We start from the raw sequence: 16,689 nt of genomic DNA, 5'->3' as shown, positions 1-16,689 counted from the left end.
CCTACGGTGTTTTTCTCGCCTACAAATCGTATTCCACCGCCCCATCCGACAAATCGGACAGGTCCAGCGGCCGCACGGCGCCCATCCATAGGGGATAGTCGCGATGGTCGCGCAGGTCGCTGCCGGTGATGGGGTGCACCAGCACCACCAGGCCATTGCGGTGCAGTGCCAGCCAGGGGATCACCTCGCCAAAAAGCTCCGGCTTGAAGGCCAGCTGACAGCTCCAGTCGGGGTGTGGGCCAACCGGCTTCTCGTGCACGCGGCCCATCTTCAGCGGGAACAGACGCGCTGCTTCTTCGCACAGGGTGCGGGCCTGCTCAAGGGTCTCGGCGGTGAAGTAGACATGGGCGTGATAGCCCTTGATGCGGGGAGCGGGAGCCTGACTCATATTGCGATGCCTTCCGATTGCGTGATCAGCTGCCCCTGCCGGGCTTCATCGCCCAGCTCCCGTTGCAGCCAGTCGACGAACGAATCCACCAGCCGTACGCGCCGCTTGCGCGCTGGCTGGACCACGTAATAGCCAAATTCCGAGGCGACGCTGCCGTCGATCAGCCGCGTCAGCAGGCCTTGCTCGATCAACTCGTCCACCAGGTAGCGCCAACCGATGGCCACACCCTGACCGGCGATCGCAGCCTGGATCAGCAGAGTGTAATTGTCGAAGCGCAGCAGCCCCGACGCGGGCGGCTGGGCAATGCCCAGGGCACGGAACAGCGCGTTCCAGTCAAACCAGCGGGTGCGTACCTCAGGCTTCAGGTGCAACAGTGGCAGGTCCGCTAACGCGCTCACTGACAGTGGCGCCTCGCGCCCTACCAACAGGCGCGGGCTGCAGATCGGGAAGACCTCCTCGCGAAACAGCAAGAATGCGTCGCCGTGCTTGAAGCGGCCGTCGCCGAAGGCGATGGCGACATCGATCTCCGAACGCAGCATGTTCATCGTGCGGTCGCTGGTCACCAGGCTCACGTCGATGTCCGGGTTCGCCTCATGGAAGCGGTGCAGCCGTGGCATCAGCCAGTAGGCGGCGAAGGCGAAGTCGGTGGCGACCTGCAGCACCTCGTGCTGTGGGCGCGAACCGATGGCTTCGAGGCCGGTACTGATCGCCAGCAAGCCCTCCTGCACGTGGCCGAACAGCAGACGACCGCTGTCGGTCAGCTCGATGCCGCGGTAGACGCGGTCGAATAGGCGCGTCGCCAGCTGCTTCTCCAGACGCTGGATCTGCTGGCTGACCGCCGGCTGCGTGGTGCCAAGTTCCACCGCAGCGGCGGTGAAGCTGAGGTGGCGCGCAGCGGATTCGAAGACCCGCAGCAGGTCGAGGGACAGCTCAGGATTCAGTTCTGCCATAACGCTTGCTTATCCGAGTCATGTTTCACCGTGCGGTTTACCCAGAAACAACTGAGCAGGATGATCGCTCCCAGCACTTTCGCATAATTCGACCGAATGGATAAGCGAACGATGAAACGCCCGAACATCCTCTTCATCATGGCCGACCAGATGGCCGCGCCAATGCTGCCCTTCTACTCCCGATCGCCGATCAAGATGCCGCACCTGAGCGGTCTGGCGGCCGAGGGCGTGGTCTTCGAATCGGCCTACTGCAACAGCCCGCTCTGCGCGCCCTCGCGCTTCACCCTGGTGAGCGGCCAGCTACCGTCGAAGATCGGCGCATTTGACAACGCCGCCGACTTCCCTGCCGATGTGCCGACCTACGCCCATTATCTGCGGCGCCTGGGCTATCGCACTGCGCTGTCCGGCAAGATGCACTTCTGTGGCCCGGACCAGCTGCACGGCTACGAGGAGCGCCTGACCAGCGATATCTACCCGGCCGACTATGGCTGGGCGGTGAACTGGGACGAGCCGGACGTACGCCCGACCTGGTACCACAACATGTCTTCGGTGCTGCAGGCCGGCCCCTGCGTGCGCACCAACCAACTGGATTTCGACGAGGAAGTGGTGTTCAAAGCGCGGCAGTATCTCTACGACCACGTCCGCGAGCAGGACGGGCAACCCTTCTGCCTGACCGTGTCGCTGACCCACCCGCACGACCCGTACACCATCCCCGAGGAATACTGGAACCGTTACCGTGAGGAAGACATCGAGCTGCCGCGCGTGCAGTTCGCCGATGCCGAACAGGACCCGCACTCCCAACGCCTGCTAAAGGTCATCGACCTGTGGGGCAAGCCGCTGCCCCAGCACAAGATCCGCGATGCCCGACGCGCCTATTTCGGCGCCTGCAGCTACGTCGACGATCAGGTCGGCGCGTTGCTCAAGACGCTCAAGGATTGCGCCCTGGCCGAGGACACCGTAATCGTGTTCTCCGGCGACCATGGCGACATGCTTGGCGAGCGCGGCCTCTGGTACAAAATGCACTGGTTCGAGATGGCTGCGCGAGTGCCGCTGCTGGTCCATGCGCCTGCTCGCTTCAAGGCCGCTCGGGTGAGCCAGTCGGTCTCCACCCTCGACCTCTTACCGACCCTGGTGGAATTGGCCGGTGGCACGCTGGAGCCGAGCCTGTCGCTGGATGGCCGCTCGCTGCTGCCGCACCTGCAAGGCGAGGGCGGACACGACGAGGTGCTGGGCGAATACATGGCCGAGGGTACGACCAGCCCGCTGATGATGATTCGTCGTGGCCCTTACAAATTCATCTACTCGGAGCAGGACCCCTGTCTGTTGTTCGACCTGGAGAACGACCCGCAGGAACTGGAAAACCTGGCTGGATCGCAGGACCACCAGGCGCTGCTGGCGGCGTTCGTCGAAGAGGCCCGCACACGCTGGGACATCCCGGCAATTCACCAGGCTACCCTGGCCAGCCAGCGCCGCCGCCGCTTCGTTGCCGATGCCTTGCAACGCGGCAAGCTGAAAAGCTGGGACCACCAACCCTGGGTCGATGCCAGTCAGCAGTACATGCGCAACCACATCGACCTCGACGACCTGGAGCGTCGAGCGCGTTATCCACAGCCCTAAAGAGCTTGTAGGAGCCATGGGCACGCCGAGTTCTTGCTGGCGAAGCGGCTATGTCCCTTCGCGAGCAAGCCCGCTCCTACGGAAGAACAGCCAGAAATAGCGAGGAACGAAGGCATGAAGACGATCAATGCGGTGCTTGCCGGCAGCCTGTTGCTGTCGGGCGTGGTGTTCAATGCCCAGGCCGAGGACGCCAGTTGCGCGACGGTAAAACTGGGCGATCCGGGCTGGAGCGATATCGCCGTAACCAATGGCGTGGCGCGCATCCTGCTCGACGGGCTGGGCTACCGGACCGAGACACCGACCCTGGCGGTGCCAATCATCTTCGCCGGCCTGCACAAGGGTCAGATCGATGCCTTCCTCGGCAACTGGATGCCGGCCCAGCAAAGCAACTACGACAAGTTCGTCGCCGCCGGGAGCGTGGACAAGCTGGCGCAGAACCTCAGCGGCACTGAGTACACCCTCGCCGTACCAACCTATGCCTATGAAGCCGGGGTGAAGACTTTCGCCGACCTGCAGAAATTCGCTGAGAAGTTCGACAAGAAGCTCTACGGCATTGGCTCCGGTGCGCCCGCCAACGAGTCGATCCGCAAGATGATCGAGACCAACGAGTTCGGCCTGGGTGGCTGGAAGCTGGTGGAGTCGAGCGAACAGGCGATGTTGGTGCAGGTGGGCCGGGCGGTGAAGCGCGAGCAGTTCGTGGTTTTCCTTGGCTGGACCCCGCATCCGATGAACGTGCAATACGACATGAAGTACCTCAAGGGCGGCGAGAAGTACTTCGGTGAAAGCGGCAGCGTGAACACCCTGGCGCGCAAGGGCTACGCCCAGCAGTGCCCGAACGTCGGCAAGCTGTTGGCCAACCTGCAGTTCACCCAGGACATGGAGAACGCCATCATGAACCAGGTGCTGAACGAAAACGCCAACAACGAAGCGGCGATCAAGGCCTGGCTCAAGGCAAATCCAGCGGTGGTCGAAGGCTGGCTTCAAGGCGTCACGACCCGTGAAGGCGGTGATGCCCGCGCTGCAGTCCTGGCTAAGCTCTGACCCTGGTCAGTTGCACAAACCCTGTTGGGGCGAATTCATTCGCTAAGGGCTGCGATGCAGCCCCCATGGGTGTCCAATGGCAGGCCTGCGGCCTGCACCGCGAATGAATTCACCCCCCCACAAGAACACCCCGGCAGCCACTCCGAGTCGCCCATGCGTCCATCCGATCTCTTCCCCTTCCTGCGCTGGCTACCGAGCACTACGTATCGCAGCCTCGGCTGCGATGCGCTGGTGGGGCTGACCGGCGCCATCCTCGCGTTGCCACAATCCATCGCCTACGCGCTGATCGCCGGATTGCCGGCAGAGTACGGTTTGTACGCGGCGGTGGTGCCGGTGATCGTCGCCTGCCTCTGGGGCTCGTCCCGGCACTTGATCGGCGGCCCCACGGCGGCCATTTCGGTGGTGCTATTCGCCAGTGTCAGCCCGCTAGCCTTGCCTGGCAGCGGTGACTACATCGGCCTGGTGCTACTGCTGACCTTCCTTGCCGGCGCCTTCCAATGGCTGCTCGGTGCGCTGCGTTTCGGCAGCCTGGCCAACTTCGTCTCACAATCGGTCGTACTTGGTTTCACCCTCGGCGCAGCCTTGGTGATTGCCCTCGGTCAGGTGCCCAACTTACTCGGCCTGGCCAACCTGGAAGGGCGCGCCACCGCGCTGCAAAGCACTCAGCAACTCGCCGGGCATCTGGGTGAGATGCATTGGCCATCGCTGCTGGTGGCTGCCGTGACCCTGGCAGTCGCGGTGCTGGTGCGCAGCCTTTGGCCACGACTGCCGGCGCTGTTGATCGCCATTGCCGGCGCCAGCCTGCTGGTCGTCCTGCTGCCCGGTACCTTTGGCAGGGTCGCGCTGGTGCCGCCCTTCATCGGCAGCCTGCCACCCCTGGCGAACCTGCAGCTGGACTTCGAAGACCTGCTGCGGCTATTGCCCTCGGCCGTGGCCTGCGGCCTACTCGGCCTGGTTACCAGTCTGTCGATTGCCCGCGCCCTGGCCAGGCAGTCCGGACAGGCGCTCGACGCCAATCTGGAAACTCGCGGCCAAGGGCTGTCGAACCTGATCGGCGCCTGGTTCTCCGGCTACCTCTCGGCGGGCTCCTTCACCCGCTCGGCGCTGAACCTGCAAGCCGGCGCCACCTCACCGCTCGCCGGTGTGTTCTCCGCGATCTGGGTGGCCCTGTTCGCACTGCTGGGCGCGCACCTGATCGCACACATTCCGCTGCCGGCGATGGCCGCGAGCATCCTGCTGATCTGCTGGGGCCTGGTGGATATCCGCGGTATTCGACAGCTCTGGCGGGTCAGCCGATCGGAGTTCGTGGTGATGACACTGACCTGCGCCGCGACCCTGCTGCTGGAGCTGCAAACGGCCATCTACGCCGGCGTGCTGGCCTCGCTGTTCTTCTACCTCAAGCGCACTTCGCAACCCCGCGTGATGCAGGCGCGGGAAGGTGAAGACGAGGTGCTGCGCATCGAGGGTTCGATCTTCTTCGGCGCCTGCCCGTACCTGCAGCGGCTGATCCAGCGCAGCCAGGCCGCGCGCCTGGTGCTGGATGCCCACCATGTGAACTTCATCGACTACGCAGGGGTGAGCCTGCTGCATGACGAAGCGCGCCGGCTCGGTGGGGAAGGGCGCTGCCTGGTGCTGCGCCGAGCCAGGCCGCAGGTAGAACGGGAGCTGCGCAAACTGGAAGACTCGCGCAGCGGCCTGGTGATCGAGGGGTAGGGCGGCGCCAAGGCCTGCACGTTGGGCTGAGTTCGACGACGCCCAACCCTTGGGTTTCGCAGGCTCAGACCTGCGCGGCCCGCACCAACCTACAAGAGACTCAGCCCTGTGCTAGCTGCCGGCGCAGCTCGGCCAAGACCGGCGCACTGTCCGGCAGCACGCCGCGCCACAGCAGGAACGCTTCAGCGGCCTGCTCCACCAGCATGCCCAGACCGTCCAGGGTGCGCGCGGCGCCGTGCTCGGTGGCCCAGCGATTGAAGGCGGTGAGGTCCTTGCCGTACATCATGTCGTAGCAGACCGTGTGGCCCGGCTGGATCAGGCTCGGGGAGATGGGTGGCAGCTCGCCGGAAAGGCTGGCGGAGGTGCCGTTGATGATCAGGTCCACCGGCTCCTCCAGCCAGTCGAAACCGCTGGCGGAAACCGGGCCCAGGTCGGCGAAGAGTTGCGCCAGGGTTTCGGCCTTTTCCACGGTGCGGTTAGCGATCACCAAGGCCGCCGGCTTTTCGGCCAGCAGCGGCTCCAGCACGCCGCGCACGGCGCCACCGGCGCCCAGCAGCAGGATGCGCTTGCCGGCGAGCGATACACCGGCATTGCGCTTCAGGTCACCCACCAGGCCGGCGCCATCGGTGTTGTCGCCGAGCAGGCTGCCGTCGTCGAGTTTCTTCAGGGTGTTCACCGCGCCGGCGCGTTGTGCGCGCGCGCTGAGGCTGTCGGCCAACTGGTAGGCCTGCTCCTTGAACGGCACGGTGACGTTGCCGCCCTTACCGGTCTGGAAGAACTGGCGGGCGCAGCCAGTGAAATCATCCAGTGGCGCAAGCACGGTTTCGTAGGTGAGCTGTTGACCAGTCTGCTCGGCGAACAAGCGGTGGATCAGCGGGGATTTGCTGTGGCCGATGGGGTTGCCGAAAACACAGTAGCGGTCCATCAGAGCCCTGCCTCCCCGAGCCAGTCGCGATCCTTGAGGAAGTATTCGGTGAGCCGCGCCTCTTCGCTGCCCGGTTCGGGCTTCCAGTCATATCCCCACCGCACCATCGGCGGCAGTGACATGAGGATGGACTCGGTACGTCCGCCCGATTGCAGGCCGAACAAGGTGCCGCGGTCAAAGACCAGGTTGAACTCCACGTAACGGCCACGGCGGTAGGCCTGGAATTCACGTTGCTGCTCGGTGAAGGGCTGGTTCTTGCGCTTCTGCAGGATCGGCAGGTAAGCCTCCAGGTAGGCATCTCCGATGGCCCGCGTGAACGCGAAGCTGGTGTCGAAATCCCACTGGTTGAGGTCGTCGAAGAAAAGGCCGCCGATGCCGCGCGGTTCGTTGCGGTGCTTGAGGTGGAAGTAGCGGTCGCACCATTCCTTGTAACGCGGATACACGTCAGCGCCGAAGGGGGCACAGGCGTCACGGGCCACCTTGTGCCAATACACGCAGTCTTCTTCATTGGCGTAGTAGGGGGTCAGGTCGAAGCCACCACCAAACCACCAGACCGGCTCTTCGCCTTCCTTCTCGGCGCAGAAGAAGCGCACGTTGGCGTGGGAGGTGGGCACGTGGGGGCTTTCCGGGTGGATTACCAGGGACACACCGAGCGCCTGGAAGCCACGTCCGGCCAGCTCGGGGCGATGGGCGCTGGCCGACGGCGGCAGGTTGGCGCCGAAGACATGGGAGAAGTTGACCCCGCCTTTTTCGATCACGGCGCCCTGCTCGATCACCCGCGTACGGCCGCCGCCGCCCGCCGGGCGGGTCCAGGCGTCCTCGATGAATCCGGCGCTGCCATCCTCGGCCGCCAGGGCGTTGCAGATACGGTCTTGCAGATCGAGCAGGTAGGCCTTTACGGCCTCGATACGGTCAGTCACGGCGTCAACCCTGGAGCGGTGCGGGGGCAGAAAATGAGCGGGCAAGCATACCACTGCCGGGACCTGCGGGTGACTTGACGGGAGTCAAGGCGAAGCGTTGGATGGGAGCTTTTCAGACCAGGAGTCACCCGCGATGGCCAAGCGCATCCAATTCTCCGCCTATGGCGGTCCAGAAGTCCTCGAATATGCGGACTACGCACCCGCCGAACCCGGGCCGCAAGAAGTGCGCGTGCGAAACCGCGCCATCGGCCTGAACTTCATCGACACCTACTACCGCAGCGGCCTCTATCCCGCGCCCCATTTCCCCACCAGCCTGGGCACCGAAGGCGCCGGAGAAGTGGATGCGGTGGGCAGCGAGGTGACCCAGTTCAAGGTCGGCGACCGCGTCGCCTACGCGACCGGGCCGCTGGGCGCCTACAGCGAACTGCATGTGCTGCCAGCGGACAAGCTGGTGCGGCTGCCGGATAGCATCAGCTTCGAGCAGGCCGCAGCCGTCATGCTCAAGGGCCTGACGGTGCAATACCTGCTGCGCCAGACCTTCCCGCTGCAAGGCGGCGAGACCATTCTGTTCCACGCCGCGGCGGGCGGGGTTGGCCAGATCGCCTGCCAGTGGGCAAAGGCGCTGGGCGTGAAGCTGATCGGCACCGTCAGCTCGGAGGAGAAGGCCGAGCAAGCGAAAGCCAAGGGTGCCTGGGCGACCATCGATTACAGCCGTGAAAACGTGGTGCAGCGGGTACTGGAGCTTACCAACGGAGCGAAATGCCCGGTGGTCTACGACTCGGTCGGCAAGGACACCTGGGAAACATCACTGGATTGCGTCGCGCCGCGAGGGCTGCTGGTGAGCTTCGGCAATGCCTCCGGGCCCGTCGCCGGGGTCAACCTGGGCATCCTTGCGCAGAAGGGCTCACTGTTCGTCACCCGCCCGACGCTGTTCGGCTACGCCAGCACACCCGAACGCCTGCAAGCCATGGCCGATGAGCTGTTCAGCCTGATCGCCGATGGCCGCATCAAGGTGGAAGTCAGCCAGCGCTTCGCCCTGGCCGATGCGGCCAAGGCCCACGCCGCCCTGGCGAGTCGCCAGACCACCGGCTCGACCGTGCTGATCCCGTAAGCGTTGATGATCAGCTGGCGCGAATGACCTTGCCGCTGACCAGGTCGCGAATCGTGCTCGGATTACGGCGCCCGCCAAGGGCGCCGCCGAGCACGGCGTCGAGTTGGTCACCGAAGTACTGCTGGACACGCAAGCGCGAATAGGCCGCCGGCCGACCCGCCGGGTTGGCCGACGTGGAGACCAGCGGACCGGTGAGGGCGCAAAGGTCTCGCACCACCGGGTGGCCGCTGACCCGCAGGGCAACACTGTCGTGCTGCCCGGTAATCCACTCCGGCAGGAGGTTCTGGTGTGGCACCAGCCAGGTGTTAGGGCCGGGCCAGGTGCTTGCCAGGCGGTCCAGCCAGGTTTCGGGCAGGTCTTCGAGAAGAAAGTCGAACTGACGGACGTTGTCCGCCACCAGGATCAGTCCCTTCTCCACCGGACGCTCCTTGAGCGCCAGGAGGCGATACACCGCGTCCTCGTTCCAAGGGTCGCAGCCAAGGCCCCAGACCGCCTCAGTGGGATAGGCAATCACACCGCCCTCACGTACCACTCGTGCCACCTGTTGAACTCGCCAGTTACTGACCATCGTCGACTCCAGAACACCCGATGGGCGGAGTTTACAGGTCTCAGCCGGCTCGATGCACCCAGAGCCCGGCTTCCCGTGCCACGCGTCCTTGCAGCTCCAGTTCGGTGAGTTCGGCAAGCACCTGTGGCAACGACCAGCCACTGACCACCGCAAGACCTTCACTGCTGTAAGGCGCTGCGCAGAGCAAGGCGAGTAGAGGATGGTCGACCCGTTGCACCGCCGGACTGGAGGTCACCGGCGCGATCGCCTGCCAACCGCGCAGGGCTTCGAGAATGTCTTCAACCTGCTGCACCAGCGTGGCCCCTTCGCGGATCAGTTCATGGCAGCCCCGCGCGCCAGGATGATGGATCGAGCCGGGAATCGCGTAGACCTCGCGCCCTTGTTCGACGGCCAGGCGGGCGGTGATCAATGAGCCACTGGACGGGCTGGCCTCCACCACCAGCACACCCAGGGACAATCCGCTGATGATGCGATTGCGTCTGGGAAAGTTGCTCGCCTGGGGCGCGCAGTCCAGCGGCAACTCTGACACCAGAGCACCGCCCTCGGCGACGATGCGCGCGGCCAATCCCTTGTGCCGATGCGGATAGACACGCTCAAGGCCTGTGCCGAGCACCGCCACGGTCCGCCCCTCCACATCCAGGGCGCCCTGATGTGCTGCGCCGTCGATGCCCAAGGCCAGGCCACTGGTGACCACGAACCCACCACCGGCCAGGCTCTTGGCAAACGACCGGGCCGTATCCAACCCGGCAGCCGAGGCTCGACGGCTGCCGACCATGGCCAATTGCGGCTGCTCCAGCAGCGCAGGGTCACCGGCGACGAAGAGCAGCGGCGGTGCGTTGACCAATTCGGCGAGCAGGGCGGGGTAGGCGGGGTCGCCCCAGCACAGCAGGTGATGCCCGCGCACCTTTAACCAGGCCAGGGCCGCAGCTGCACGCTCACGGATTTCCGGGCTGCGGCGCGATTCGGCGCAGGCACTGGGCAAATCCAGGGAACGCCAGGCTGCAGCCGGCGCGCTCAGGGCTGCCGAGGCGCTACCGAAGGCTTCAAGGAGGTGGTGGAAACGGCGTGGGCCGAGTTCGGGAAGGCTGTGCAAACGCAGGCGAGCTTCCAGCTCGGCGGGCGAGAGAGATGGCATGTCGATCGGTCCTTGATCGCACCGCGCAACGCGGCAGGACCGCCATCAATACAACAAGCCCCCGCAAAGCGGGGGCTTGGAGGTGTTACGGGTTGTGTACCTTGTCCATCACTTCGAGAGGGCGGGTGGCCTGCAGCATCAGACCGTAACTGAGCTTGTCGTAGGTGCGGAATACCATCAGCAGGCCGGCGCGCTCATCGGGGATCTTGATGTTTTCGCCGGTGATCCGGTCGCGCACCGTCTCGCCAGTCTTGAAGACAGCCAGGACGTTGCCTTCGGCCAAGCCATCGCGCTTACCCTTGTTGATGGTCACCACGTCAAACTGGCCAACCTGGGTCACACCACGCGGTACGTCGAGGATCAGGCCGTCGATCTCGCTGGCCGGCTCGCTGGGCATGAAGGTGGAGTTCACCGCACGCTCTTCGCTGGGAAACAGGCGGTCGCCCAGGCGCACTTCCTGGGTCGAGCGGGTCAGTTCCATGGTGGCGATGTCGCCTTCTTCGGCCACCACTTCACCGCCGCCGATATCATCGGCGTTGATGCCAAGGAACTCCTGCGTATTCGGGTCTAGGTAGGTCTTGCCCTGGCGGAAGATGCCGTAAGCCGGCTGTTCCTCGGAGAAGGCGCCACGGGCATAGACACGGTCGCCAGCTCCGCTGACCACGCGCTCGGCATTGCCGGCGACGATATAGGGCGCGCTGTCGAACTGCGCGGGGTCGTCGATGATGCGGTTGCTCAGCAGGAAGCTGTTGATGGCCTCCAGCGGAATGGTTGGGATCGCCTCGGCCATCGGCGTGCTGCGCACCGTCGGCGACAGCTTGATGGTGCCGCGGGACGCGCCTCGATTGAGCATCAGGCGCGGCTGGCCGTCGACGTAGACCAGGGTCAGCACATCGCCAGGATAGATCAGGTGCGGGTTTTCAATTTGCGGATTGGCGTGCCAAATTTCCGGCCACTTCCAGGGTTGGCGCAGGAACTTGCCGGAGATGTCCCAGAGCGTGTCGCCACGCACAACGGTATAGCGCTCGGGGTGGCCGTCCTTGAGTTCCACCGCAGCTTGGGCCAAACCACTGGCTGCCAGCAGCAGCAGGGCGAGTAAAGATTTCCTCATGCGGTGAATCCCTTTATTATGTTGATTCACATGAAAAGCCCTGAAAGCCGCCCCAACTGGGCTCTACAGCCGCTTTTTCGATGCTGCTCATCATCTTAGCAGCGGATTTTTACTTTATTCTACAAGTGCATCACAAACGCATATGGCGATTCTGAACATTCTCGAATTCCCCGATCCGCGATTGCGCACCATCGCCAAACCGGTGGACGTGGTCGACGATTCCGTGCGCAAGCTGATCGACGACATGTTCGAAACCATGTACGCCGCACCGGGCATCGGCCTCGCCGCAACCCAGGTCAATGTGCATAAGCGTGTCGTGGTGATGGACCTTTCCGAGGACAAATCCGAGCCGCGGGTGTTCATCAATCCCGAGTTCGAATCCCTCACCGAGGAGATGGACCAGTACCAGGAAGGCTGCCTCTCGGTACCGGGCTTCTACGAAAACGTCGACCGCCCACAAAAGGTCAGGATCAAAGCCATCGACCGCGATGGCCAGCCTTTTGAGCTGATCGCCGAGGGCCTGCTCGCCGTGTGCATCCAGCACGAGTGCGACCACCTCAACGGCAAACTGTTCGTCGACTATCTGTCGTCGCTCAAGCGCGACCGAATCAAGAAGAAGCTGGAAAAGCAGCACCGCCTCCAGGCTTGATTCCCCCGATTCCAAAGGCTTGCCCCGGCAAGCCTTTTCTTTTAGTGAGCCCCGCATGAGCCAAGCATTGCGCCTCGTCTTCGCCGGCACCCCGGAGTTCGCCGCCGAACACCTCAAAGCCCTGTTGGATTCCCCCCACCAGATCGTTGCCGTCTACACCCAGCCGGACCGCCCGGCAGGCCGTGGGCAGAAGCTGATGCCGAGCCCGGTCAAGCAACTCGCACTGGAACACGGTATCCCGGTCCTGCAACCCCCGACGCTGCGTGACCCGGCCGCCCAGGCTGAGCTGAAGGCGCTAGGTGCCGATCTGATGGTGGTGGTGGCCTACGGCCTGATCCTGCCTCAGGTGGTGCTGGACATGCCGCGCCTGGGCTGCATCAACAGCCATGCCTCTCTGCTGCCGCGCTGGCGCGGTGCGGCGCCGATCCAGCGCGCAGTACAAGCGGGTGATGCGGAGAGTGGCGTCACCGTGATGCAGATGGAAGCAGGGCTGGATACTGGCCCGATGCTGCTCAAGGTCACTACTCCGATCTCAGCCTCCGACACCGGCGGTAGCCTCCACGACCGCCTGGCCCAGCTGGGCCCGCAGGCCGTGCTGCAGGCCATCGACGGCCTGGCCGCCGGCACGCTCAAAGGGGAAGCCCAGGACGATACCCTGGCAACCTATGCACACAAGCTGAACAAGGACGAAGCCCGACTCGACTGGACTCGTCCGGCCAACGAGCTGGAACGCCTGGTGCGCGCCTTCAATCCCTGGCCGATCTGCCACAGCACGCTGAACGGCGAACCACTCAAAGTGCTGGCTGCCGCCCTGGGCGAGGGCAATGGCCAGCCGGGGAAAATCCTCGCAACAAACAAGGACGGCCTGACCGTGGCCTGCGGCGACGGTGCCCTGCGCTTGACCCGACTGCAGCTGCCGGGTGGTAAGCCGTTGAACTTCGCGGACCTCTATAACAGCCGCCGCGAACAGTTCGCTGTGGGCACCGTGCTGGGCGCCTCGGCATGAACCCACGACTCGCCGCCGCCCGCGCCCTGGCCGCAGTCCTCAATGGCAAGGCCTCGCTGGGCGGCAGCCTGCCGCCACAGCTGGACAAGGTCGAGCCCCGTGACCGCGCCCTGGCGCAAGACCTCGCTTTTGGCGCCGCACGCTGGCAGCCACGCCTTGCCGCGTTGGCCGAGCGTCTGTTGCAGAAGCCGTTCAAAGCTACCGACAAGGATGTGGAGGCCCTCCTCCTCATCGGCCTTTATCAGCTGTTCTACACCCGCATTCCGGCCCATGCTGCAATCGGTGAAACCGTCGGCTGTGTCGACAAGCTGAAGAAACCCTGGGCCAAGGGCCTGCTCAATGCAGTGCTGCGCAACGCCCAGCGCCAGGGTGAAACGATCTTCGCGGAACTGGAGCGCGACCCGGCCGCCCGTACTGCACACCCTCGCTGGCTGCAGAAGGCGCTCAAGGCCAGCTGGCCGGAGCACTGGGAAGCGGTCTGCGCAGCGAACAACGCACATCCGCCGTTGATCTTGCGGGTCAATCGCCGTCACGGCAGCCGCGACGCATATCTTGCCGAACTGCAGCAGGTCGGCATCGCCGCCGAATCTTGCGCGTTCAGCCGCGACGGCATCCGCCTGCTGGAAGCGCAGGACGTGAAGACCCTACCCGGCTTCGCCGAAGGCCGGGTCAGCGTGCAGGACGAGGCCGCGCAATTGGCCGCCGACCTCCTGGAACTCGCCCCCGGCCAACGCGTGCTGGACGCCTGCTGCGCCCCCGGGGGCAAGACCTGTCACCTGCTGGAGGCCGAACCCCGCCTCGCCGAAGTGGTGGCTGTCGATCTGGAAGAAACCCGCCTTGCGCGCGTGCGCGAGAACTTGGCGCGGTTGCAGCTACAGGCCACCCTGATCGCCGCCGATGGCCGCAATACCGGCGCCTGGTGGGACGGCAAGCCGTTCCAGCGCATCCTGCTCGATGCCCCCTGTTCGGCCACCGGCGTGATCCGCCGGCATCCGGACATCAAGCTGACCCGCAAGGCCGAGGACATCCCCGCACTCGCACAATTGCAGAGCGAGCTTCTCGATGCACTCTGGCCGACCCTAGATGTGGGTGGTGTGCTGGTCTATGCGACCTGCTCGACGTTGCCGCAGGAGAACAGCGACAACATCGCCGCCTTCCTCGCCCGCACCCCCGGCGCCCGCGAGCTCGACGTCCACGGTCCCTACGGATTGAAACAACCCCATGGCCGCCAACTGCTGGCGCAGGAAAACGGTCATGACGGTTTCTACTATGCCAAGCTGATCAAGATCGCCGCCTCCCCCCGCGGCTAACGGAGCACGCTGTGAAGATCATCATTCTCGGAGCTGGCCAGGTAGGCGGCACGCTGGCAGAACACCTCTCGGGCGAGGCCAACGACATCACCGTCGTCGACACCGACAGCGACCGCCTGCGCGACCTCGGCGATCGCCTGGACATCCGTACGGTCCAGGGCAAAGGATCGTTCCCGACTGTGCTACGCCAGGCAGGCGCCGATGACGCCGACATGCTGGTGGCGGTGACCAACAGCGACGAAGTGAACATGGTCGCCTGCCAGGTGGCCTACACCCTGTTCCACACCCCGACGCGAATTGCTCGCGTGCGTGAGGCTGCCTACCTGACCCGCGCCGGCCTCTTTGACAACGACGCGATTCCGGTGGATGTACTGATTAGCCCGGAGCAGGTGGTCACCAACTACATCAAGCGCCTGATCGAATACCCCGGCGCCCTGCAGGTGATCGACTTCGCCGAGGGCAAGGCCCAGTTGGTGGGCGTCAAGGCCTATTACGGCGGCCCGCTAGTGGGTCAGGAGCTACGCCAGATCCGCGAGCACATGCCGAACGTGGACACCCGCGTGGCAGCTATCTTCCGTCGCAACCGGCCGATCCTGCCCAAGGGCGATACCGTGATCGAGGCCGATGACGAGGTATTCTTCATCGCCGCCAAGGCTCACATCCGTGCGGTGATGAGCGAACTGCGCCGCCTGGAAGACAGCTACAAGCGCGTGGTCATCGCCGGCGGTGGCCATATCGGCGAACGCCTGGCCGAGGCTATCGAAAGCCGCTACCAGGTGAAGATAATCGAGATGAACCCGGTGCGCTGCCGGCACCTCTCGGAGACCCTGGACAGCACCGTCGTCCTTCAGGGTAGCGCCTCCGACCGCGACCTGCTGGTGGAGGAGAACATCAATGACGCGGACATCTTCCTCGCCCTGACCAACGACGACGAGGCCAACATCATGTCCTCGCTGCTGGCCAAGCGCCTGGGCGCGCGCAAGGTGATGACCATCATCAACAACCCGGCCTATGTGGACCTGGTGCAGGGCGGCGACATCGACATCGCCATCAGCCCGCAGCTGGCCACCATCGGCACCCTGCTGACCCACGTGCGCCGCGGCGACATCGTCAGTGTCCACTCCCTGCGCCGCGGTGCGGCCGAGGCCATCGAAGCCATCGCTCACGGTGACGCGAAGTCGAGCAAGGTGGTGGGCAAGATGATCGAGGACATCGCCCTGCCGCCGGGCACCACCATCGGCGCCATCATCCGCGACGAGGAAGTGCTGATCGCCCACGACGATACGGTGATCGAGTCCGGCGACCACGTGATCCTGTTCCTTGTGGACAAGAAGTACATCCGCGATGCTGAGCGCCTGTTCCAGGTCGGCCTGACCTTCTTCTGAGGCAACGAGCATGCTCGAAGGACTGGAAAAGATGCTGGCCAAGGGCGTGGACAATGCCCTCTTGCGTTTCGGCCTCGGCAAGGGGTACCTCGACCAGGGCAACGCCGCCCTGGCCGTGGAGCATCTGCGCCGCTGCGTGGAGCAGGACCCGAAGTACTCCGCTGCGTGGAAACTGCTCGGCAAGGCCCTGGAAATCCAGGGTGAACATGACTCCGCCCGCGAGGCATGGACGCAGGGCCTGGAGGCCGCCCGCGCCCACGGCGACAAGCAGGCGGAGAAGGAGATGACGGTGTTCCTCAAGCGGCTGGACCGCCAACAGCACTGAATGGCATTGCATCTCCCTGTAGGAGCCAGCTTGCTGGCGAAGAGCTGGGCACGGCTCACATCCGACGAGCAAGCTCGCTCCTACGACTCCAGCTCGCAGGAGCTGACAGCAAACCGAGCTAGGCGCTGTGCTCCAGAAAGCGCAGGCCTGCGCCTTCGGCATCAACTCGCGTGACTTCCATCTGCAATACCGGTGCTTCGATGGGCAGGTCCTGCACTTGACCGCTGACAATGGATCCGACCGGCAGTTTGGCCAGGTCTGGATGCCGCACATAAACTCCGCCATCCGACAGATCGCGGGTCTGGGCCAGCAGCTCACCGAAGCTCGGATGGCTGATCTTGATCCTGCATTTCATCGGAGTTCGGGGAAATTGTCGCTGGTTCGCCATGGGATCGCGCCATCCTGAGCTGATTCGGTGCTGCGTTAATACGGCTTATCGTCGAATCGCACAAGGGCGGCTCGCCCCTCTCCCACCGGGAGAGGGGTTGGGGTGAGGGATGCCCAAACTCCCCAGGACCTCCCAGGGCAGACCGTT

17 protein-coding genes are annotated in these 16,689 nt (G+C 64.5%); 9 read left to right on the top strand and 8 right to left on the bottom strand.

Features of this window, described 5'->3' with window-relative positions; all coding sequences use genetic code 11:
- Positions 1 to 19: 19 nt before the first annotated feature.
- Positions 20 to 388: a DOPA 4,5-dioxygenase family protein gene (locus J7302_RS14705; protein ID WP_215375909.1), complete on the bottom strand. Its 369-nt coding sequence runs from the start codon at positions 386 to 388 to the stop codon at positions 20 to 22.
- Positions 385 to 1,338: a choline sulfate utilization transcriptional regulator gene (locus tag J7302_RS14700; RefSeq protein ID WP_215375905.1), complete on the bottom strand. Its 954-nt coding sequence runs from the start codon at positions 1,336 to 1,338 to the stop codon at positions 385 to 387. The genes J7302_RS14705 and J7302_RS14700 overlap by 4 nt, the downstream gene beginning before the upstream one ends.
- A 111-nt stretch (positions 1,339 to 1,449) precedes the next feature.
- On the opposite strand from J7302_RS14700, the gene betC reads away from it, so the two are divergent.
- The 3 genes from betC (at position 1,450) to J7302_RS14685 (ending at position 5,709) form a co-directional block, all read left to right on the top strand.
- Positions 1,450 to 2,955: a choline-sulfatase gene (betC, locus tag J7302_RS14695; RefSeq protein WP_215375900.1), complete on the top strand. Its 1,506-nt coding sequence runs from the start codon at positions 1,450 to 1,452 to the stop codon at positions 2,953 to 2,955.
- 114 nt (positions 2,956 to 3,069) lie between these two features.
- Complete coding sequence (choX, locus tag J7302_RS14690; protein ID WP_215375893.1) at positions 3,070 to 3,996, top strand: choline ABC transporter substrate-binding protein; 927 nt, start codon at positions 3,070 to 3,072, stop codon at positions 3,994 to 3,996.
- 153 nt (positions 3,997 to 4,149) lie between these two features.
- The gene (locus J7302_RS14685; protein ID WP_215375890.1) at positions 4,150 to 5,709 is read left to right on the top strand and encodes a SulP family inorganic anion transporter; all 1,560 of its coding nucleotides are present in this window, start codon (positions 4,150 to 4,152) and stop codon (positions 5,707 to 5,709) included.
- 100 nt (positions 5,710 to 5,809) lie between these two features.
- Here J7302_RS14685 and aroE read toward each other — a convergent pair whose 3' ends face one another.
- Positions 5,810 to 6,634, bottom strand: coding sequence for a shikimate dehydrogenase (gene aroE, locus J7302_RS14680; protein WP_215375885.1), 825 nt, complete (start codon positions 6,632 to 6,634; stop codon positions 5,810 to 5,812).
- Complete coding sequence (hemF, locus tag J7302_RS14675) at positions 6,634 to 7,554, bottom strand: oxygen-dependent coproporphyrinogen oxidase (RefSeq protein WP_215375882.1); 921 nt, start codon at positions 7,552 to 7,554, stop codon at positions 6,634 to 6,636. The genes aroE and hemF overlap by 1 nt, the downstream gene beginning before the upstream one ends.
- 133 nt (positions 7,555 to 7,687) lie before the next feature.
- Here hemF and J7302_RS14670 point away from each other — a divergent pair, with 133 nt between their 5' ends.
- Positions 7,688 to 8,665 (top strand): NADPH:quinone reductase, encoded by a 978-nt coding sequence (locus tag J7302_RS14670; protein ID WP_215375879.1) that lies wholly within the window; start codon positions 7,688 to 7,690, stop codon positions 8,663 to 8,665.
- Positions 8,666 to 8,675: 10 nt separating this feature from the next.
- Here J7302_RS14670 and J7302_RS14665 read toward each other — a convergent pair whose 3' ends face one another.
- From J7302_RS14665 to J7302_RS14655, 3 genes are all read right to left on the bottom strand, one after another.
- Positions 8,676 to 9,233: an L-threonylcarbamoyladenylate synthase gene (locus J7302_RS14665; RefSeq protein ID WP_215375876.1), complete on the bottom strand. Its 558-nt coding sequence runs from the start codon at positions 9,231 to 9,233 to the stop codon at positions 8,676 to 8,678.
- 40 nt (positions 9,234 to 9,273) lie between these two features.
- Positions 9,274 to 10,368, bottom strand: a complete 1,095-nt coding sequence (dprA, locus tag J7302_RS14660; protein ID WP_215375871.1) for a DNA-processing protein DprA — start codon at positions 10,366 to 10,368, stop codon at positions 9,274 to 9,276.
- A gap of 85 nt (positions 10,369 to 10,453) precedes the next feature.
- A complete protein-coding gene (locus J7302_RS14655) occupies positions 10,454 to 11,479 on the bottom strand; it encodes a LysM peptidoglycan-binding domain-containing protein (protein WP_215375868.1) in 1,026 nt (341 codons plus the stop codon).
- Positions 11,480 to 11,621: 142 nt separating this feature from the next.
- Here J7302_RS14655 and def point away from each other — a divergent pair, with 142 nt between their 5' ends.
- From def to J7302_RS14630, 5 genes are read left to right on the top strand one after another with little or no spacing between them, the layout of a single operon-like run.
- Entirely contained in the window at positions 11,622 to 12,128 is a 507-nt protein-coding gene (def, locus tag J7302_RS14650) for a peptide deformylase (protein ID WP_215375865.1), read from the top strand.
- A 55-nt stretch (positions 12,129 to 12,183) separates the two neighbouring features.
- Complete coding sequence (gene fmt, locus J7302_RS14645; protein ID WP_215375862.1) at positions 12,184 to 13,134, top strand: methionyl-tRNA formyltransferase; 951 nt, start codon at positions 12,184 to 12,186, stop codon at positions 13,132 to 13,134.
- Positions 13,131 to 14,444 (top strand): 16S rRNA (cytosine(967)-C(5))-methyltransferase RsmB, encoded by a 1,314-nt coding sequence (gene rsmB, locus J7302_RS14640; RefSeq protein ID WP_215375858.1) that lies wholly within the window; start codon positions 13,131 to 13,133, stop codon positions 14,442 to 14,444. The genes fmt and rsmB overlap by 4 nt, the downstream gene beginning before the upstream one ends.
- Positions 14,445 to 14,455: 11 nt before the next feature.
- The gene (gene trkA, locus J7302_RS14635) at positions 14,456 to 15,829 is read left to right on the top strand and encodes a Trk system potassium transporter TrkA (protein ID WP_215375855.1); all 1,374 of its coding nucleotides are present in this window, start codon (positions 14,456 to 14,458) and stop codon (positions 15,827 to 15,829) included.
- Positions 15,830 to 15,839: 10 nt separating this feature from the next.
- Positions 15,840 to 16,154, top strand: a complete 315-nt coding sequence (locus tag J7302_RS14630; RefSeq protein ID WP_215375852.1) for a tetratricopeptide repeat protein — start codon at positions 15,840 to 15,842, stop codon at positions 16,152 to 16,154.
- Positions 16,155 to 16,272: 118 nt separating this feature from the next.
- Here the strand turns inward: J7302_RS14630 and J7302_RS14625 are convergent, their stop codons facing one another.
- On the bottom strand, positions 16,273 to 16,542 hold the full coding sequence (locus tag J7302_RS14625; RefSeq protein ID WP_215375849.1) for a PilZ domain-containing protein: 270 nt from the start codon (positions 16,540 to 16,542) through the stop codon (positions 16,273 to 16,275).
- Positions 16,543 to 16,689: the final 147 nt, after the last annotated feature.

Origin of the sequence: Metapseudomonas boanensis, assembly GCF_018704125.1 — a bacterium.
In the GTDB taxonomy this organism is placed as follows: domain Bacteria; phylum Pseudomonadota; class Gammaproteobacteria; order Pseudomonadales; family Pseudomonadaceae; genus Metapseudomonas; species Metapseudomonas boanensis.
The sequence above is the reverse complement of the archived record's forward strand: the minus strand, read 5'-3'. Positions and strand labels throughout refer to the sequence as shown.